General features: G+C 28.4%; 17 protein-coding genes. 7 read left to right on the top strand and 10 right to left on the bottom strand.

What is annotated here, in order from left to right; translation table 4 throughout:
* Positions 1-148: 148 nt before the first annotated feature.
* The 4 genes from AC1RP9_RS01140 to tapR all read right to left on the bottom strand — a co-directional run bounded on the left by AC1RP9_RS01140 (position 149) and on the right by tapR (position 5,438).
* Positions 149-1,762 carry a CTP synthase gene (locus tag AC1RP9_RS01140; RefSeq protein ID WP_481822562.1) on the bottom strand — a complete coding sequence of 538 codons (1,614 nt, stop codon included), beginning with the start codon at positions 1,760-1,762 and terminating at the stop codon, positions 149-151.
* A 378-nt stretch (positions 1,763-2,140) separates the two neighbouring features.
* Positions 2,141-3,535: a hypothetical protein gene (locus AC1RP9_RS01135; RefSeq protein ID WP_481822561.1), complete on the bottom strand. Its 1,395-nt coding sequence runs from the start codon at positions 3,533-3,535 to the stop codon at positions 2,141-2,143.
* 88 nt (positions 3,536-3,623) lie between these two features.
* Positions 3,624-4,859, bottom strand: coding sequence for a tyrosine--tRNA ligase (gene tyrS / locus AC1RP9_RS01130; RefSeq protein WP_481822560.1), 1,236 nt, complete (start codon positions 4,857-4,859; stop codon positions 3,624-3,626).
* Positions 4,860-4,862: 3 nt separating this feature from the next.
* The gene (gene tapR, locus AC1RP9_RS01125) at positions 4,863-5,438 is read right to left on the bottom strand and encodes a TyrS-associated PheT N-terminal domain-related protein TapR (protein WP_481822559.1); all 576 of its coding nucleotides are present in this window, start codon (positions 5,436-5,438) and stop codon (positions 4,863-4,865) included.
* A gap of 42 nt (positions 5,439-5,480) precedes the next feature.
* Between tapR and AC1RP9_RS01120 the strand changes: the two genes are divergently transcribed.
* Together AC1RP9_RS01120 and AC1RP9_RS01115 are read left to right on the top strand one after the other, a co-directional pair.
* Complete coding sequence (locus AC1RP9_RS01120; protein ID WP_481822558.1) at positions 5,481-6,350, top strand: DegV family protein; 870 nt, start codon at positions 5,481-5,483, stop codon at positions 6,348-6,350.
* Between the two features lie 362 nt (positions 6,351-6,712).
* A complete protein-coding gene (locus AC1RP9_RS01115) occupies positions 6,713-7,900 on the top strand; it encodes a phosphopentomutase (RefSeq protein ID WP_481822557.1) in 1,188 nt (395 codons plus the stop codon).
* Between the two features lie 58 nt (positions 7,901-7,958).
* Here AC1RP9_RS01115 and AC1RP9_RS01110 read toward each other — a convergent pair whose 3' ends face one another.
* Positions 7,959-8,444: a hypothetical protein gene (locus AC1RP9_RS01110; protein WP_481822556.1), complete on the bottom strand. Its 486-nt coding sequence runs from the start codon at positions 8,442-8,444 to the stop codon at positions 7,959-7,961.
* Positions 8,445-8,543: 99 nt separating this feature from the next.
* Positions 8,544-8,981 carry an RpiB/LacA/LacB family sugar-phosphate isomerase gene (locus tag AC1RP9_RS01105; protein ID WP_481822555.1) on the bottom strand — a complete coding sequence of 146 codons (438 nt, stop codon included), beginning with the start codon at positions 8,979-8,981 and terminating at the stop codon, positions 8,544-8,546.
* A 122-nt stretch (positions 8,982-9,103) separates the two neighbouring features.
* On the opposite strand from AC1RP9_RS01105, the gene AC1RP9_RS01100 reads away from it, so the two are divergent.
* Genes AC1RP9_RS01100 through era form a run of 5 tightly spaced genes read left to right on the top strand, consistent with a single transcriptional unit; the run spans position 9,104 to position 13,240 of the window.
* A complete protein-coding gene (locus AC1RP9_RS01100) occupies positions 9,104-11,128 on the top strand; it encodes an Mbov_0121 family peptidase domain-containing ABC transporter (protein WP_481822554.1) in 2,025 nt (674 codons plus the stop codon).
* Complete coding sequence (locus AC1RP9_RS01095; RefSeq protein WP_481822553.1) at positions 11,079-11,489, top strand: MAG1140 family protein; 411 nt, start codon at positions 11,079-11,081, stop codon at positions 11,487-11,489. Before AC1RP9_RS01100 ends, AC1RP9_RS01095 begins: the two co-directional genes overlap by 50 nt.
* Positions 11,490-11,504: 15 nt before the next feature.
* On the top strand, positions 11,505-11,969 hold the full coding sequence (gene ybeY / locus AC1RP9_RS01090) for an rRNA maturation RNase YbeY (RefSeq protein WP_481822552.1): 465 nt from the start codon (positions 11,505-11,507) through the stop codon (positions 11,967-11,969).
* A 3-nt stretch (positions 11,970-11,972) separates the two neighbouring features.
* Positions 11,973-12,365 carry a cytidine deaminase gene (cdd, locus tag AC1RP9_RS01085; protein ID WP_481822551.1) on the top strand — a complete coding sequence of 131 codons (393 nt, stop codon included), beginning with the start codon at positions 11,973-11,975 and terminating at the stop codon, positions 12,363-12,365.
* Complete coding sequence (gene era / locus AC1RP9_RS01080) at positions 12,365-13,240, top strand: GTPase Era (RefSeq protein ID WP_481822550.1); 876 nt, start codon at positions 12,365-12,367, stop codon at positions 13,238-13,240. The genes cdd and era overlap by 1 nt, the downstream gene beginning before the upstream one ends.
* A gap of 43 nt (positions 13,241-13,283) precedes the next feature.
* Here era and AC1RP9_RS01075 read toward each other — a convergent pair whose 3' ends face one another.
* The 4 genes from AC1RP9_RS01075 to AC1RP9_RS01060 all read right to left on the bottom strand — a co-directional run bounded on the left by AC1RP9_RS01075 (position 13,284) and on the right by AC1RP9_RS01060 (position 20,678).
* Complete coding sequence (locus AC1RP9_RS01075; RefSeq protein WP_481822549.1) at positions 13,284-13,835, bottom strand: thymidine kinase; 552 nt, start codon at positions 13,833-13,835, stop codon at positions 13,284-13,286.
* A 5-nt stretch (positions 13,836-13,840) separates the two neighbouring features.
* On the bottom strand, positions 13,841-14,818 hold the full coding sequence (gene nrnA / locus AC1RP9_RS01070; RefSeq protein WP_481822548.1) for a bifunctional oligoribonuclease/PAP phosphatase NrnA: 978 nt from the start codon (positions 14,816-14,818) through the stop codon (positions 13,841-13,843).
* A complete protein-coding gene (gene nrnA, locus AC1RP9_RS01065) occupies positions 14,818-15,789 on the bottom strand; it encodes a bifunctional oligoribonuclease/PAP phosphatase NrnA (RefSeq protein WP_481822547.1) in 972 nt (323 codons plus the stop codon). Before nrnA (AC1RP9_RS01065) ends, nrnA (AC1RP9_RS01070) begins: the two co-directional genes overlap by 1 nt.
* A gap of 161 nt (positions 15,790-15,950) precedes the next feature.
* The gene (locus tag AC1RP9_RS01060) at positions 15,951-20,678 is read right to left on the bottom strand and encodes a DUF4011 domain-containing protein (RefSeq protein ID WP_481822546.1); all 4,728 of its coding nucleotides are present in this window, start codon (positions 20,676-20,678) and stop codon (positions 15,951-15,953) included.
* Positions 20,679-20,712 lie beyond the last annotated feature (34 nt).

Below are 20,712 nucleotides of genomic sequence, written 5' to 3'. Positions count from 1 at the left end.
TCCGTTTGAAATTAGCATTTAAATTTTACCATATTAAAGAAAAATTCAGAACATGATATAGATAAAGTTTCAGAATAATTCTTCCTTAATTTTCAATTATATTTTTATACACGGAAACGAAACATCCCAAAAATACGGGATGTATTGATTATTTTTTCATTAATGAACTTAATAAACCAACAAATAAAGGATGTGGTTTAAGTGGTTTAGATAAAAACTCTGGGTGGAATTGACACGCAATGAAAAATGGATGGTTTTTTAATTCAATTAAAGATTCTGCTCCAGCACTATTAATTCCTGAAAAAACAAAATTTCCATCGTTGAATTGTTTTAAATATTGTGGATTAAAGTCATATCTATGACGGTAACGTTCAACGATATTTAGAGCTTGATAAACCTTGCTTGCTAAGGTATTTGGTTTAATGGTAACTTGAGAACTTCCTAAAGATAAGGTACCACCAAAACGATTGGTGTTATGAAAAGTTGGTTGAATAGTAAAGAGTGGGTGTGGCGTTTGAACGTCAAATTCAGTTGAATTAGCTTGAGCAAGATTTAATACATTTCGAGCATATTCAATTACAGCTAATTGCATTCCTAAACAAATTCCTAAAAATGGGACTTTATGCTCCCTTGCATATTGAATGGCAAACATTTTTCCTTCAATTCCTCGACTTCCAAAACCATATGGAACACAAATCCCATCATAAGAACCAAGCATTTCTTGTGCTTGCTTATATGATTCAATCTTAGTAGCATCAATTAAAGTTAATTTAAGATCAATTCCTAAATGATAGCTGGCAAGGTTAAATGATTCGATAATCGATAAATATGAATCTGCTAATTGAACGTATTTTCCAACAAGAGCCACATTATAGGTATTTTTTTTAGGTTTAACAATGCTATCAGTAAAGGTTAGTCATGATGATAAATCGTTCTTAGTTCTTGGATCATCTAATTTAAAAAATTCAAATATTTTAGTGTGAATTTTTTGCTCGTACAACAATTGAGGTAATAGATAAATATTGTCAACATCTTGTGAATAGAAAATTTTGTCATTATCAATGTTGCAATATAAAGCAATTTTTTCATGTAATTGTTGATCAAATGGATAACTGGTACGTAAAATTAAAATGTTTGGGATGATTCCGTGTTCTCTTAGTTTCATAACTGAATGTTGAGTTGGTTTGGTTTTAATTTCATTTCCAATATTTAACCTAATCAACGGAGAAACGTGGATAAAACAAATTTGACGAGATGAATCGTAAAACTTATATGAACGCAAAGCTTCAATAAATGGTGAAGATTCAATATCACCAACAGTTCCACCTAATTCAATAAGTAAGAAATCTAAATCAGGATCACTATCAATAATTTTGTTAATTCGTTCATGAATTTCATTTGTAAAGTGTGGTACGATTTGAATTGTTTTTCCTAAATAAGTACCTTCGCGTTCTTTAGTTAATACTTGGTGATAAATTTGCCCAGCTGATAGTGAAGATGTTTTTGAAATTGGATAATCTAAAAAACGTTCATAATGACCTAAATCTAAATCTGCTTCCATTCCATCATGAGTAACAAAAATTTCACCGTGTTGAACTGGAGACATAGTTCCAGGATCAATATTTAAATAAGGGTCAAGCTTTAAGGTAGCGACTTTAAATTTTTGAGTATGTAAAATCCTACCAATCGAAGCTAAAACAAGTCCCTTCCCCAAGGACGAAAAAACTCCACCAGTTAGAGCAATAATCTTAGTTTTGGACATATATAAAAAATAACCTTTCTCTTAAATAATTGTACAAATAACTTAAATCAAATTATTTGTACAATTCTGAATGTATAAAAATAAATCTGTTTTAAACTAAAAATTAACAAATTAAGAATAAATTGGTTAAATAAATCAAAAAATATATTATCTTTTCAAAGCAAAAAAATACTATTAAAACAAAAAAACCCAAAAAATTGGGATCAAATATATTTTTTAAAATAAAATTTTATATCTTAATTATTTAAAAAATGATTTTTAGTGCTAAAATAACCTTTTCTAGCTATTTAACTAGAATTATGTATTTAAAATTAGCACTTAAATTTTATCATAAAAAAAGAAAAACCATAGTGGTATTAATTCCATACCATATTGGTTTTATTCTTCGTTTGCTAGTTTTGTTTTTGTATTATTAAGTTTAATATTTGCTAATTGAGCACTTTTTTGAATTAATTTTTCTAATTTTTCAGTTTGTACCATAGTTGATTTAATAAATTCGTTTTCACTTTGTGCTAACGAAGTTGAAAATTCTTTTTTAAGATTTTCTAAACCAACAGATAATTCTTGAATTTCAGTATCAATTTTATGGTTTTGATCTAAACTTTTATTGTAGTTTTTAAGTTGTTCAATTAATTCGGTTATTGAAACTTTTTCAACTAAAATTTGAGCTGATTGATAAAAATCAAACATTAAATTAGCTAAAGCATGTGAGTGTGAGTGACTTTCTTCATCAGTTTCATGTTCGTGTTCATGATCGTGATCGTGCGAGTGTTTTTTCATGACATCTTCTTCAGAATCAATGGTTTCTGGGTTAGGTGGAAGATTAATATCTTCATGAATTTGAGTTTCTATTTTTTCAGTAAAGTTTTTAAGTTTATCTGAAAAAGAACCGGTTTTTTTGTATTCATTAAGTTGAGTTAATAAATGTTTTGCTTCGAACTTTGGTTGATTTGATTTTTTAACATTATCATTTTCATCATGATTTTCTCCCTGTTCATGGTCGTGTTTATCTTCTTTTGTGTCAGATGAAAAATCTTTTTCTAAGATTGAATCAGGGGTTCTATTTTTTTGGGTTTCGTCAAAATAATGTTCGTCAAAGTAAACATTAGCAATTTCTTGATTAAGTTCATTTAAAACATTACTTAAATACTGATTTGAAGGAAGATTACCTTCACTAGCATATTGAATTTCTGATTTATTGTCAGATTTTTGAATCACATATTGCGCTAATTTTATTAAACTTTCCTCCATTTTGTCTTTAGGATATTCTCCAAAAACTTCTCTTAAATCAGCAGTTAAATCTTCAAGTTTATTAAATACAACATGTTCAAAAGTTTTGTTAATTTGACTTAGTGCTTCTTTACCTTCCTTGAGGTTTGGTTTAATTTTTGAAGCAATTTTTTGGGTAATTTTAATAATAGAATTTTCATTATTCTTTCCATCAACTAAATTAAAGACTTCTCCAAGTTTTCCAGTTAATGAATCTGGTTCATTTTTAGTGATTTTGGTATATGTATCAATTAATTGATCATTATCTTTTAATAATTCGATTAAAGAATTAATTACTTTTTTATCATTTTCTGGTAATCCGTTAATTTTAGAATTTGAAAATTGAGAACTTAATTGATTTAATTTACTTGATTTGTAAACGTTTTCTGATACTGTAGTACCTGGTTTTGGTTGTGTTTGCGACTGTGAATTACAACTTATAGCAACAAAAATCGGTGCTAATGAGATTGAACCAAGTGACAGTCACTTAATTTTTTTATTCATTTTTCTCCTTATATTACTATTTAGTAATATGTTTATTATATACCTTTTTGGTAATATAAGAAAAAAATAAAACTTACTCATGCAAGTTTTATTGAGAAATTTTGATTAAATAGAATTGTTTTTTACCAATATTTAAAAAAGCGTATTGATTATCAAAAAACTTAGAATTGAGATGATAATCCTCACTAATTGGTTCTAAGTTAACTCTTAACGATTTAACTTGAATAAATTCACGTGCTTCGCGTTTTGATTTAAGAATTTGATTTGCAATTAAATACTCAACTAAATTAGTATTAGAAGGGATGATAAGAGTTTTTAAATCATTTTCAATGCTTTTAATATCACTCAATGTAAAATTGTTTAAATTCAAATTTTTATTAAATAAGATTTCACTAATGTTAACACTATTTTTAGCATCTTGCTCACTATGAATATCTTTAATAACCTCGTACGCTAAACGTTTTTGAGCTAACTTTAAAGAGGGTTGTTCAAAATGTTTTTGCATAATTTGCTCAATTTGATCACTCTCAATAAAAGTTAATCAGTTTAATAATTTTTGCACTTCTGAATCTGGTTGATTAACTAAAAATTGATATAAATCATATGGTTTAGTTTTTTCTCGGTCTAATCAATTATTTCCACCACCAGTTGATTTTCCAAATTTTTGTCCATTTTGGTCAGTTAAAAGTTGTGATGTGAGAGCGATTGCTTGATGATTTGAACCGAATAATGTAGAAATCATATCAAGTCCAGTGGTTATGTTTCCTCATTGATCCGACCCACCAAATTGTATTTTAACATTATGGTTTTTATAAACCTGAACAAAATCCCAACCTTGAATTAATTGATATGAAAACTCGGTAAAACTCAATCCTCTTTCAATCCGTGAAGCGATGGAATCTTTTGACATAATGTAAGCAATATTAACTAATTTACCAACATCTCTCAAAAAGTCAATAATACTCATATCTTTGTAAAATTCATAATTATCAACCACGGTAAAACCAAATTTTTCAAGCTGACGTTTAATTTTTGCTTTATTATGATTAATTTGTTGCTCATTAAGTAAAACTCTTTCAGAGTCTCTAAACGATGGATCTCCAATCATTCCGGTTGCTCCACCTAAAATAGCAATGATTTTATATCCATATTTTTTAAATCTTAACAGATTAATTATTTGAATGTAATTTCCTAAATGCAAACTTTCTGCAGTGGGGTCAAATCCTACATAAACTCCACTATTTTCAGGTAGATTAAGAAATTTATCGTAATTAGAAATTTGTTTAAAAACACCACGCTTTTGTAAATCTTCAATAATATTCATAATTTAAAAAATGACTTCTTCTCCTATGTTTTCCTTTTTAGTAAAAAGCAACCCTTCACCTGGTAATCCTAAACTTGAATATCCAACGAGCATTCCCTCACTCTTAACATCAAGCATTGTACCTGCTACAATTTCTAATCCACTTGCATTAATTGAACCTGGAAGTGCTACAGCAAGAATTTTATCTTGTGTCGAATTAAGAGTATTGGTTACAACTTGAAACTCTTTTGTACCATCAAATAAAGTTAAAACAAATAGTTTTTCGCTTTTTGGATGTGACTCACGTTTGATTATTTGAGCATAAACAAACTTTTTCTCATCATTAACAATAAGGTTAAGCCTGCTTGCTATTTGTTTAATTTTTTGACTTATATGCTCATTTAAAGCGAAAAAACTTTTTTCACTCGAATTAAGTAATTCTTTATCATCAAAAACATTAATTGAATTAACTTGATTATTGTTATTGACAAAAAAGACATAATTTTCATGCTTAATTTGCTTGGTTGGTTTAATTCGTGTATCAATAGTTACAATTGCACAATTATTAAATTGATCACTTAATTTATGGACTAAAATCATAATATTATATTTTACATTAAATCTTTTATAATTAATGAACATATGAAAAAGATAGCTATTGTTGTAAGTTCTTCGTGTGGACTCACAGAAGAGCAAGCTAAACAGCGTGGATGATTTTATCTTCCACTAAACATTCAAATTGATGGTAAAAATTATCTTGATGGAATTGATATAACCAGCAAGAATCTTTTTAATGTTTTCTCTAAAGATTCAAGTGGAGCTAAAACAAGTTCAACTAACATTGGGTATGTGATTGACTTGTTTAAGAGACTTTCGCAAGAATATCAAGCGGTAGTAGTATTTCCACTTTCAGAACATTTATCAGGGGAATATCAAAATTTGATTAATTTTTCTAGTGATTTTCAAAACGTTTATATAATCAAATCACTATATGTTGCTCAGTTAATTAGCTTAAAAGTGATTGAGTTTGAAGAATTAATTGAACGTGGTTTTGAAGTTGAAAAAGCAATTAAAATAATTGAGAACAATCAAAATCCAGCTTCAGTCACCTTAATTCCTAAATATAATCATTTTTTAGTCAAGGGTGGCCGTTTAACCGCTAGTGCAGCAGCTGTTGCAACATTATTAAAAATTGTTCCGATAATTAAATTTGAAAATGGTAAGTTAGAAAAAGAAGGAATTGGTCGCGTTTTTTTAAGAACTGTAATTAATTCAATTGAATCTAAATTGGATAATTTAAACCAAGAACAAATAAATAACACTCAATTAATTATTTTGCATTCACAAAATAAAGAAATCAATACTTTTATTAACCACATTACCCAAAAATATCACATTGAACCACTAATTTCGGATATCCCACCAGTTATTTCAATCCACACTGGTCCTGAAGCAATTGTTATTATCAAGTACAATAAACTATCCGATAAACAAAAAGCCTTATTTAAATAAAGCAAAAAGAAAAGCAGCTGGGCTGCTTTTTGATTATTTATTCACTTTTTTTAAAAATCAAAAGACACAATTTCTTTAGATAATCGTTTATAAAACCTTATAGAAAGAAGGGCGATATTTATTTAAACTTGGTGATAATTTAGTTTAATAAAAGGTTTTATAAATAAGAATGTGCTTTTTGAAAATAACGACTAATGAAATAAAAATTGTTGTGATTTTAAACCTAAAAAACAAACTTATTTTTGCTGCCTATTGCTTAAGACAATAAACAGCGATAAAATTATACAATCATTTGTTTGTTTTTCGTCTATTTTGTATAAAAATGTTTAAAATTTAAATAAGAATTTTGCAAAGGAGAATTAATGCCAAAATTTAAAAGAATTTTCATGATTATTACTGATGGTTTGGGAATTGGTAGTGACAAAGATCAAAAATCATTTGGTGATAGTGGAGCCAATACCATTCGTTCGGCATCAATGGCTGATGAGTTTAAAATTGAGACATGGAAGAAATTAGGAATTGGAAATATTAGCGATTTACAAGGTAATTATCATGTTAAAAATCCGCTTGCTTATGTAGCTAAAGTGCAAGAAGTTTCAAATGCTAAAGACACTTTAGCTGGACACTGAGAAATGATGGGATTTAAGACACTAGAACCTTTCCCTACTTTTACTGAAAATGGATTTCCACAAGAACTTATTAATGAACTTGAAAAAGCTTTTGATGGACGTAAAATCATAGGAAATAAAGCAGCTAGTGGAACAGACATTATTAACGAACTAGCTCAACAAGAGAAAGACAATGGTTCAATTATTGTATATACATCAATGGATTCAGTGCTCCAAATTTGTGCTCATGAAGAATGAACTGGATTAGATAATTTATACAGATACGCTAAGGCTGCTCGTGAAATTTGCTCATCTAGACCTGAATGAAATGTTGGTCGAATTATTGCTCGTCCATATGTTGGTCAAGCCGGTAATTATACTCGTACCTTTAATCGTCATGATTATGCTAATAAACCTCCTAAATTAATCTTAAACAGATTGGTTGAAAAGGGGGTTGAAGTTATTTCAGTTGGTAAAATTAATGATATTTTTGTGGGCCAAGGAATTTCTAGACACATTCCTAGCGGAAGCGATGCGGTTGGAATGGATAAAACTATTGAGCTTGTTTTAGAGCAAAGTGAAAATAAATTTATCTTTACTAATTTAGTACAATTTGATTCACACTTTGGACACAGACGTAATGTGCACGGATTTGCACAAAATATTGCTGATTTTGACGTTAAACTGACTAAACTTATTAACTGTTTAAAAGAAGATGATTTATTAATTATTACTAGTGATCACGGAAATGATCCACTTTATCCTGGATTTAATCACACTAGAGAATTTTTGCCAGCAACTATTTATTCAAAATCATTTACATCTCCAAAAGTATTAGATACTTTTAATGGACTTGGAACATTAGGAAATATTGTGGCTCGAAACTTTGGAGTTGATATTGTACTTGAAACTGGTGATGATATCTTTGATAAACTTATTTAAACAAATTTCGCATAAAAAAACATTCTCGTGAATGTTTTTTTAATCTTTAAAATAAATTTTATTGTTTATATCCACTAATCATTACTTCTCTAGCAAAAGAAACAACTTGACCATTTGAAAGAGTTTTAGAAAGGCTAACTAAGAATTTAGCTTCGTTTCCTTCTGAAGAAACAAGAGTAATTTTCTTATTAATTTCTTTTGAAAAATCTGAAAATAGACTTCCAAATTCAAGGTAAACATCATCGCTTGAAGCTTGATCTGATGTTTTGTCTTTAATTGAATTTTTCGAAAGAACAAGAACTCCTTCTGACATTCTTAATAGTTTTTCACTGGTTGAAACTGTTTCTTTAATTAAAGATATTTTAGCTAGTTCTTCTGCAGGAAGTGTTAAAACTGGTTGATTTTGTTCTGGTTGAGTGACTGGAGTTGTACTTGTTGCTTGTGTGGTTGTGATTTTTGTTGCTGGACTAAACGATACAGCAAGAGATAAAGGAGCAATTACTCCACCAAAAAACGATAAGAATAAAGCTAATTTTCTTTTCATATTTTTCCTAACTAAATTAATAAAATTAATAATTATATTTTCGATTATAACAAATTTAAGAGTATTTTCCTTTATATTGTTGAAAAATATGACTTTAGATTACATATCTAATTCATCAATTCTTTGTTGGTGTCTTCCACCTTCGTATTGAGTCGCTATATATTCATCAATGATTTTTTGAGCTTGTTGTGTAGAAATTTGACGACCCCCAAAGACCAAAACATTGGCATTGTTATGAAGTTTAGCAAGTTTTGCATCCTCAATCGAAACAACTCTAGCTGCTCGGATGTGTTTGTGCCGATTTAAAGCATACGAAATTCCCAATCCAGTTCCGCAAATCCCAATTCCAAAATCAGGTTTTTTGGTATCAATATATTCAGCAAGTTCTTTTCCTTGAGTTGCGTAACTGACCGGAACTTGGTCAGTTTTAGGACCTAAATCAACTATTTCATATCCTAATGACTCAAGATACTTAATTAATTCTTGCTTTAGCTTAAAACCAGCATGATCGCTTGCAAATGCAACTACTTTTTTCATAAATTACCTCTTAAGTGTGCTATTAAAATTATAAACTTTTTTATGCAAATTTTGAAGATAGAAAAAACTCGTTATTTTCTTTTTTTACAAATTTTTGGATTTAAATTTATTTTATAAAAGCTATGGAATATCAAAAAGATTCTCGAGATTGTTCTTTGGTGGTTGCTCAATACTTTATCGAACTAATTCATGGTCAAAAAGTTCCCCTAGATGAACTGAAAATTAATGCAACTTATCAAAATAATGGTATCTCACTTGAGAGCTTGCAAAGACTAATTAATCAATACTCACTAAGTATTGAAGTTTTGAATTGCGATATTGAGACACTAACAAAATTAAATTCTGAAGAATTCCCGTTTGCAACAATCATAAACAAAGATAATAATCAACACATGATTATTATTCAAAAGTGTACTAATTCCCATATTTTTTACATAGATCCTGCTCAAGGAAAGATAAAAATGAGTTTAGAAGAATTTAAAAAAATTTTCTTAAATATTATTGTAGCTTTTTCAGCTATTAAAGTTCATAATAGTTCAAAAAATGAACAAATTCAGAATTATTCATCACTAAAAAATAGCTTTAATGCTACAAAAATGCAAGTGTTTAACTTCTTAAGCAAGTTGTTAGAATTGTTTGTTATTTTACTTATTCCATTGATGACAAAATATATTTTTTCCGAAATCATTCCCTATAATTTAGAGATATATTTGTATTTTTGTGCAGTTTTTGTTTTGTGAATCTTAATTGTTCAACAAACGTTTAAATATTTAACGAATAAATGATCTTTAACTAAAATTACCAATTATTCAAATGATCAAAAATTAGAGCTATTAAAAAGTTTGAAAAGTAAATATTATAAAGAAATAAGTAAATTAAACTCAAGTGAATTTTTAAACAGAATTTCTGCTATTGACACAATTTGAGCTTATAAAAGTTCCTTTATATCTTCAGTTATTGCCAATTTAATATATTTACTTGTTGGTTCATTGATGATTTATACAATTAATTTAATATTGCTTTACACTTTGATTATTTATTGTTTGATAAACTTTTTTATCAGTTTATTTATGCAAAATTGGTATAACAATTCTTACAAAAAGATATTAGAGCAAAATATTGCTCTTTCATCAAATATCGAAGAATATTACAATTATGTCAATTCTATTAATGTTATTGAGATAGAAAATAAGCTTTATAAAAATATACAAACACAATTTTCGCAAATGCAAGACTATTATTTAAAAACGAATTATCTTTCTGAAACTGTATTTTCTATCTCTTCAATTATTGAAACTCTGGGTCCTTTTATTGTTTTATTTTTGGGTTCATTTGAAATTTGAAAAGGAAATATAACTTTAGTGGATTTAATCTTTGTGCTAACAGCAGCTAGTTTACTAACTAAATCAACTCAAAACTTTTGACCTTTATTTAATTTGCATATTAAATATAAAACAGCTAAAATATTGCTTCGTTTTTTCAAACCAAAAATCAATTCTCAAATTCAAGATTTATCAAATGAATTTACTCATATTAAAAAAATAGAATTATCTTATGTTGATTTTCAATATGAACAAAATAATAATGCTCTAAATATTCAACGTTTAGTAATTGACCAAAATACTCATTTAAAGGGGATAAACGGTATTGGTAAAACAACACTTTTAGCAATACTAAGTGGAAATTTAAATCCAAGCAATGGAATAATTAAGATTAATAATGTTCAAACAAATATTTTTGATAATATAGCTGTAAAAAGTAACATTATTTACATTGGAAATAAGAGTCCTTTATCTCAAACTTTTATAAATGAGTATCTTGATTTTTCGAACATAAACAAACTATTGAATGAATTTTCGGATGAATTGATAAATAAAATTAACTCCATTAAAAACAAAAGATTTTGTGAACTTTCAAGTGGTGAAGTTCAAGTTGTTAATTTTCTAAAAATTATTAGCAAAAATTATTTACTTTATCTGTTTGATGAAGCCTTTGATAATTTAAGCGATTCATTTTTTAATGAAATAAAAATTTATTTAAATAACAAAATTAATCAATCACTAATTATCGAAATAAGTCATAACAATAAATTTATATTTGAAAATTCAAAAGAGGTGTATCTTGAGAAAAACCACGTCTCAATATAGTCTTGTTATCTTTATACTATTATTGTTATTGGTAATTTTTGTTTTTATGTCTTATGTTTCTTTCACTTATCAAATAAATTCTTATAAAAAGGTCTATATCAGAAGAGAATATGATGATATTTTCTTAAATGGAGTTAAAGCTGACGAAATTATTTCTAATCCAGAATTAAATATTCAATTGAAAAATGAATTATCTACATATCAATTCAGTTATGTTTTGAATGAGAATCAAATCAAAATCACATCTCCTTCGCTACTTTTAAAAATGAAAGAAAATAATATTTTTGAAATTTATTGCACCTATAATTCTGGTAAAACAACATTTTGACAGTATATTTTAAAACACATTTTCCCTAAATAAGTTTATAATTTCAACATGAAGAAACCTATTCATGAAATTTCTTTTGATAATAGAACTAGACACAATATTGATTTTGATTATGAAATGAATGAGATTCTTAAAAATTTTGCTAAATACTTCAAAATTAACAAACAAATATTTCTAGATGTAAAAGTCGTTTCTAAAAGAAGAATTAAACTCTTAAACAAAGAATATCGGAATAAAGATTATGTTACCGATATTCTTTCGTTTGGATATTATGATCGTCCTCTTTATGACCAATTGCCATTTGTTTTATTGGGTGAATTATTTATTTGTTATGACAAAATGGTTGAACAATCAATTGAATTTAACCATTCAATAAAAAGAGAGTTTTGTTATTTATTTACACATGGTTTGGTACATTTAGCTGGTTATGACCACGAAGATGAAAAAGAAAGAATTGAAATGAACAAAATTGTTGACAAAATTTTTAAACCACTAAAAATTGGTAGAGAGTAAAAAATGGAGATTAAAAAATTAAAAGAGTTGTTAAAAAGAGCGTATGCTCCTTATTCAAATTTTCAGGTTGCTGCATGTGCAATTGATGAAAACGGGAATGAATACTATGGGGTTAATGTTGAAAATGTTGCATACCCTTCAGGGATTTGTGCAGAAAGAAGTGCATTATTTGGATCAGTTGCATACGGAGCAAAAGTTGGTACTTTTAAGGAAATTCATATTATTAGTAAAAAAGAAGGAATTATCAGTCCGTGTGCGGGCTGCAGACAAGTTATGACTGAATTTATGCTGCCTCAAGCAAAAGTTTATCAATACTCAAACGATACAACAAAAGTAAGAGTTAATACAGTAGCTGAATTAGTTCCTTTCAGTATTGTGGAAAGTGATATTAAATAATGAAAATTTGCTTTGTTTCAATTATTGGTCGTCCAAATGTGGGTAAAAGTACTTTAGTAAATGCTATTGTGGGTTATGATGTAGCAATTGTAACAGATGTCGCACAAACAACAAGAGATCAAATCACTGGTATTTATAATGATGATGAATATCAAATTATCTTTACAGATACTCCAGGAATTCATAAACCTGAAAATAAATTAGGTGAAATTTTAAATAAAAACGCTTTTAGTACCACCAAAGATATTGATCTTCTCTTATTTCTTACTCCTGCTGATGAAAAAATTGGAGTTGGGGATAAAATGATTTTAGAAAAAATTTCTAAAGTCCCACACAAAATTGCAGTAATTACTAAAATTGATAAGATTAGCAAAAATCCACAATTATTGGTAGAAAAAATCAAAGAAATCGAGGAATATAACTTTGAACACATTCTTTCTACTTCGAAAAATGATTTGAAATCGATTGATTCATTAATCAAAATGATTAAATCTTATACATATGAAGGCCATGCTCAATATGATGCTGATTATGTTACAGATAAAAGTATGCGTTTTTTAGCAAAAGAAATCATTCGTGAATCTGCAATTAACTCTCTATATGAAGAATTGCCACATTCAATCGCAATTGAAGTTATTGAGTTTGAAGAATTAGATGATTTAATTCAAATTGAAGCAATTATTTATGTTAAAAAAGCATCTCAAAAAGGTATGGTTATTGGTGCTAAAGGATCAAAAATTAAAGAAATAGGTCAAAATGCTCGATACAAAATGATGCATCAATTCCAAAGTAAGGTAATATTAAATCTAAAAGTTAAAATCGCTGATAAATGAAATAATAACGAAAAAGAATTAGCTAAATTGGGTTATAAATAAACAAAAATGCACGAAAAAATTGTGCATTTTTGTTTATTATGTTTTATTTAACTTTATGACATTGACGACATCTGGCTTCATATTCTGAATCCCCTAGAAGATGTCTTTCTTTTGATTTAACTTTACGATACGAAAGAGAAGCTTGTTCAAAACACTTCATACATACTGCTTTAAGCTTAGACACATAATCAGCTTGAGCTAAGAGCTCAGAGGTTATTGAAAAGGATTTTCCCGCAAAATCCATATCAAGACCTGAAACGATAACTCTCACACCCTTTGAAATTAATCGATTAATAACTTGAAAAATATTTTCGTCAAAGAAGTGAGCTTCGTCAAAAGCAACCGCCTTAACATTATCATCTCAATATTTTCAAACATCATTAGCATTTGCTATAGAAATTGCTTTAACATTTGATCCGGTTCGACTTACAATTACATCATCACCGAATCTAGTGTCAAAATCTGGTTTAAAAACTAAGAATTTAACTTGAGCAATCTTTAAAATTGTTAGACGTTTAATTAATTCAGCACTTTTACCAGCAAACATTGGGCCAGTAATAACTTCTAAAGAACCCTTAGTGTCTTTTCAGTACATCAATTTTATCTACTTTCTTTTTGTAAGTATTTTTGAACTTCTAAAACGCAATCATTAATAACTGATTCAACTTCATCTCATGAATTTAAAACACAACCTGAAGCTTTTAAGTGACCTCCGCCACCATATTTAAGAGCAACATTTCTTACAATTGGGCCATTTGATCTGAGTTCAACACGAATTCTTTTATCTGATCCTTCGATAAATTGTGCTCAAATAGGGTGTCCTTCAATACTTGCGATTAAATTAGGACGAGATGATTGTTCAGGTGTTTTACCTCTATCAATGGTGTCTTGATAGGTATTTTGAATATAAGCAACACCTTGACGAGTTTTTAAACTTGATGTTAATCAAGCGTTAAATTTGATATCTTCTATACTTGTTTTATAAACATTAACATGCACATAATCTGGTTCAAGTCCATGTTCATATAAAAAGGCCGCTAATCTTAAAGTTCTTGCACTTGTGTTGCTAAACAAAAATCTTCCTGAATCAGTAATAATCCCAAGATATAAGAATTTAGCTGCTCTTGGAGTAATTTTCCAGTTTGAGTCATGTCCAATTTGAGCAATCATTTCATCAGCGGCAATGTATGAACTATCAACTCATCTAGTTACATTATCACCTAAATCATCTTCATTTGGGTGGTGATCGATTCGTAAAACCCGAGCAAAAATATTTTTATCAAGCAATTCACGACTGTGAATTCTTTCTTTATAGTTAGCATCAACAATCACTGCTAATGATTTTTTAAGGATTTCATCACTAGGATATTCATCCATTTGAATGTTTAAAAAAGGGAATAAACCATTGGCATCTCCAACACAATACACCTTTTTTTCAGGGAAATTAGTTTTTAACATTTCTCCAAGTCCGTGTTGCGAACCTAAGCAATCTCCATCTGGTTGAATGTGATGAAAAATCACAATCGAATCATATTTTAATAATTCACTAACTGCTTCTTTTAATGAACCTATTTGCATTATTTTGTCTCACTTTCATATCTAATAATTTCTTTGTTTAATTGTTCTAAAACTTCTTGGACTTGTTCTCAAGAATCTAAAGTAATTCCAGCGGCATTATCATGTCCACCGCCTTTAAAATCTTTAGCAACCTTATTTACCAATGGTCCATTTGATCTCAAACGACCACGAACAGTTCCATCTTCTAATTGAATAAATAAAGCTCAACATGAATTGTCTTCAATATTGGCTAGTTCATTCACATAAATAGCTGCCTCAAGTGAATTGAAATCATGTTTTTTTAAAATTTCTTGGGTAATTTCGTAGTAAAGTACTCTTCCTGATTTTTTAAATCCGGTAAGAATTTCACCAATAAATTTAATTCCTTTAAAAGTTCTTTTTGAGAGCTCCTTAAGAATTTTTTTTGGATGAAATCCATTTTCCATTAAAAAGGCTACTAATTTGTAGGTACGAGCGCTGGTATCTGGATATAAAAATCTCCCTGAATCAGTATTAATTCCTAAATAAATGTATTCAGAAGCTTTAATTGATATCTTCCAATTTGATTCATATGCTAACATTGCAATCATTTCAGCAGCAGCTACATAATGTTCATCAACTCAAAGATAGTCATACTTAATATCACTATCGTTAGGGTGGTGATCAATTCGTAATTTTGCTGTAGTTTTATTTTCATATAACAATTGAGCTTTTTCGATTCGATCACCAGATGATGCATCAACTACAATTCCAAGTGAGTTGGTAAAATCAATTTGTGATTCGTCAGTAAAGTTATATTGCATAAAATCTAAAACACCAACGTCATCTCCAATGCAATACACTTTCTTTTCGGGATAATTGGTTTTAATTAGCTCAGCTAAACCGTGTTGGGAACCTAAACAATCACCATCAGGTCGGATATGATGAAAAATGATAATTGAATCATATTTTTCAATTGCTTGTTTAGCAACTTGTGAATTTCCTATAAGCATTTTTTCTCCTTTTACTAAATTTATTAAACAAGTATATATAACAATTTAATTGTACTATTACTGCTCTTAGAAAACTGAAAAAACTAATAAAATTAATGCAAAAAGTATTCCAATTACATGATTAGATCAAAAAGCAACTGCTCATGCAGTTGCTTAATTTTTTAAAGATTGTTTTCTTTGTAAAGGTAGATAACATCATCGTTAACTTGAATTAAATTTTTCTTAATTAAGTTATCAATAGCTCTTAAAATAAGGTCTTTTGATACAGGAGTGACTGTATTAAATCCACAATATTTACTAAAAGTCATCATAATTTCATTTAAGCTTAAATTATTAGCTGCGTGAATGAAAGTTTTTAAAAAGTGTTCAACCTCACTTAAGTGAATCCGAGAAAAATCACGTTTAGATGAATTTTTATCATACTCTCTAAATTCAATGGTTTGGTCTTTTGCTACGATAAAATCAGCTTCAAAGTCAATTAAGTCTTTTTGTGATAATTCATTTAACATTGCATCAAGCTCTTCTTTAAGAATAGCAGTAAAAGTTTTTCGTCCAAAAATTCGTGGAACGAATTTTTTTAACTCATCATAGTGGACTGGACTCAATTCACTAATCAAAGCTCACATAAAATCGGTTCTGGTTTGAGGGTTAGATTTTTGAATTTGAGCAAATAATTCATCATAATTTGGATAGTGATTAAATTGGATTTTTTGAATTTCTTTTTGTTTAATTTCAACTGGGACATTGATTTTAAGAGCATCTATATCATTTGATATAGATTTAGTAGTTTTATTTTTGATTAATTGATCAATATACTTATTCAATCTTTCGACTTGTTTGTTTTTATTTTTGTATCAATCAGCTGATCAAATACGATAAACATTTCATTTTCTACCTTCAAGCACTCTTTGTCTAAGAATTTCTCGATCTCTACTTGAACGTGAAGTTTTGTAAACTGAACCATCACATTCGATTCCTAGAATATAATGTCCAGGTTTTTTAGGGTCTAAAATCGCTAAATCAATTTTGTAACTTGAAGCACCAATCCGTTTAACTACATTATAACCAAGATCTTTTAGTTCATTGTACACATCATCTTCAAATGGTGAGTCAAATTCAGATACATATTGTTGAGTTTCTTCGATTTGCTTATTATTTGAAGAAGCATAACGAATGTAATTTTTCAAGAATTTAGCTCCACGCGAATTGGTTCTGGATAAATCAATATCATTTTCTAAGAATGATGAAACAACAATTACAGCTGTTTTTGCACGAGTTACAGCAACATTTAGTCGACGATATCCGTTTTGTTGGTTCAATGGACCAAAGTTCATGGTCATAATTCCTTTAGCATTAGGTCCATAACCAACAGAAAGAATAATAATATCTCTTTCATCCCCTTGCACTGTTTCAATGTTTTTAACAAAGAATTTTTCAATTTCTCAAGCATTAAAGAAATGCTCAAATTCAGTTGTTTTACGTCTGAGTAAGTTAATTTTCCGTTCAATTAAATCTCTTTGTTGAGTGTTAAAGGTAACTACTCCTATAGTTCTTCTAGTTCCGTATTTTCTTATAATCTCAATCACTAATTCAACAACTCTATCAGCTTCAACTTGGTTAACTGAATCGATAAACTGACCACGAACATGTTCGTGTGAAACCCCTTCAAATTTACCAGGAATTTTTGAAGCTGGGAAGGTAATTAGTTCATTATAAATTTCTTTATTAGAAGGATGAATTAATTCATCAAACTTACTACGGTAGTGTCATTTAAGTTTAATAGTTGGTAAGACAATATTGGCTACTTCTAAAATTGAATCAAAAGCAGTAGTGTCCCATGAATTGTCATCTAATGAATCATCTTCGTCAAAATGAGCAAAGAAATCTGTTGGCGGAAGTTGTTCCTTATCTCCTGAAATAATGAACTGTTTAGCTCTTGACAAAGCACCAATAGCATTTTCGGGGCGTACCTGTGAGGCCTCATCAAAAATAACTACATCAAACTCTAAGTTTGAGTTTTTAAGTAAAGATGAAACTGAAAGTGGTGACATCATTAAACATGGTTTAAGTTTAGTGATTAAATTTGGAATTTTATCAAACAATAATCTGAACGGAATAATTCTTCTTGATTTATTGGCTTCGGTTCTTAGAATTGAGACTTCTGAATTGAGCCCTTCAATACTATTGTAATTTGGAATTTTTTCAATAATTGACATTTCCACTTTAGTTTTGGCCATTGATTGAATAATGGCATCTGATTGAGCAAAAGTTTTGCGAATCGAGTCCATGACTTCACCATTAAAGTCTGGGAATAATTCGCTTTGGTATTTATCAATCAATAGTAAATAAAATCTTCTAAGATAAATTGCAAAGTAATCTTCTCTAATATTTCTTTGAATTAATGCATCAGCATATTCTTGTAAATGATTTTCTTTCATTAATTTATAAACACGATTAAACTCTAAAATTGTGGTTAAATGTTCATGATTATGAATGGCTTTATCTAATTTTTTATCAAGTGTTTCAAAGGTATATGAATCAATATCAAAAAATTCAGTATTAAAGTCTTGTTTAAAGATATTAATGTGTTCTTGTAGTTTTTGATAAATCTTGTTGTATTCTGTTGCTAAGTCAATTGCTTTGTCTTTATGTAAAAGAGCAAATGCAAAAAGATGATAAATATCTTTAGAATCCCATTCTAGATAATTTGATAACTGTTTAAAGGTATTAAATCAATCAATGTGTTCATGGGTGCTTTTTAAGAACGAAAATTCATTCAAGGGCACACGATAACTAACAAGTTTGCTAATATCGTTAAATTCTTTTTCTTTTTCTTGAATTTCTTCAATAATGTTGAAAAGGTTAATTAATTCAGTATATGTTAATTTTTCATCACTTAATTTGTAGGTATAAATTCTGTTTTTGATTTTTTTATACCCTGGATAAAAGAATCTTTTTGAAGATGTACTAAAAAAAGATAGTTGGTTTTTGTAATTTACCGCATCTAAATTAATTACTTCGAGATTATATTTATGTTTAATCCGAGATTTTAATTCCTCAATTTGTCCGCGAATTTGAACTAACGAATTATAATGTTCAACATCTACTTCAATGTTAGGGTTTGAAATAATAGTTGAATTAATTGACGAAATTTTAGTTAAATGATTAAGTACGTCCTTATAAATTGAAGCACTCTTTAAGAAGATATCTTTTTTAATTCTTAAGAATGGATATTGGTTCGCAAAAGCAATCGCATTATGCATGGTTTCTCTAAATTGAATTAAGTTGTCACCGGTTTTTTCCCTCATTTTTAGTGACATTTCTTCGTAAATTAATCCATATCAATCGTTTTTTGAAATATCAAAATCATTAATGTTTAAGGCATTATGGAATGAATCGATTAACTTTCTGCGTTTTAATAATTCTTTTTCAGAAACCTTCTCAACATCCTGAATGTCAAACACAATTTCAGGGTGTTTAGCATATTTAAAATAAGCTCCATAAAGTTGATAAATTGATTTGTTAATTGGTTGAAAAATATTTTGTAAACCTTGTGGATAATTTAATAATTCATGGTGTGAAATAGTAAATTTATTAACTGCATCTTTATGAAAATTATCTTCAATCGAAATGTTATGTTGACCTTTTTCAAGAGTTGAAGCAAGCTCATGTAAAACAATTTTTTTATCTAATTTAGTATTATGAATTGGTAAAACATAATCGTTTAATCCAATTCTCTTTAAATTATTGTAAACTACTTCAAGAGCTGCTTGTTTTTCGGCAACGAATAAAACTTTTTTATCTCGAGCAATTAATTCGGTAATAATATTGGTAATGGTTTGTGATTTTCCAGTTCCTGGTGGCCCTTGAAGAACAAAGCTTTTCCCAGCAATAGCTGCTTGAATAGCGATTTCTTGAGATGAATCGGCATTATAAGTATGAAAATATTGTGAAGGATCCACAACATCATCAATGTCTTTTTCGGTAAATTGAATGTTTTCAACTGGATCATTAAGACCTGAAATTAGTTTAACAAACTGATTATTAATTACTTTTTCAGTATTTTCTTCAAGGTCTTTAACCATGTTAATTCTAGAGAAAGAAAAAATTCCTAAATCAATTTCTTCAATAATTTTTCATCTCTTGTCATTGAGCTTTTGAATTTGTTCAAGAATAAAGTTTTTATAATCCACAAAAAGCTCGTAATTTGATTTTTCAGCTTCGAATTTAAAGTTTAAATTAATGTTGTAATCATTAATTAATTTTTGAATAAATGATTCATTAAGTAAGAATTCATCATCGAGAAAATTGACTCTATAAGGTGAATTATATGCATCTTTTGACAACTCAACTGGTATAAATAAAATTGGTGCTAAGTGTTTATCATCAGATTCTTTATTTTCGTATCATTCTAAAAAACCAACAGCAAAATATAAAACATTTATCCCGTTTTCTTCTTTAAATAAATTAGACTTTTTCATCAAATTAGAAAGGTTTCTATTTTGAGCACCATCATAAAGATTTGAACATAAATAGTTTCCTTTGTATTTTTTCTGAAAAGCTGAAATTAAAGGTAATATTTCATTTTTGAAATATTTATCTTTTTGTTCAAGTTCAATTCCAAACGAAACACGCTTCCCTTTAACTCTTCTAACTCCGATTTCTTCTTCATCTTCATTGGGTACATTTCCAAATAAATTGGCAAATTGAAGATTTTTCAGTCCATAATATTTGTTTAAAAAAGTCTCAATACTTGGACTGAGAATTTCAACAGTTTGTGATTTTGTTTTTCGGTAATTAATCGATTGGTTTTTCATGCTCAAATCAAGCAGTCTATTTTTTCAAACCTCAATATTTTTTAGGATGTTCTTACGTTCTTTTTGAGTCACTTTATCTCCCTATGCTTGATAAATTTTTGATATT

The organism is Mycoplasma sp. 3686h, from assembly GCF_056781225.1.
This window is presented reverse-complemented; position numbering and strand designations above follow the sequence as displayed.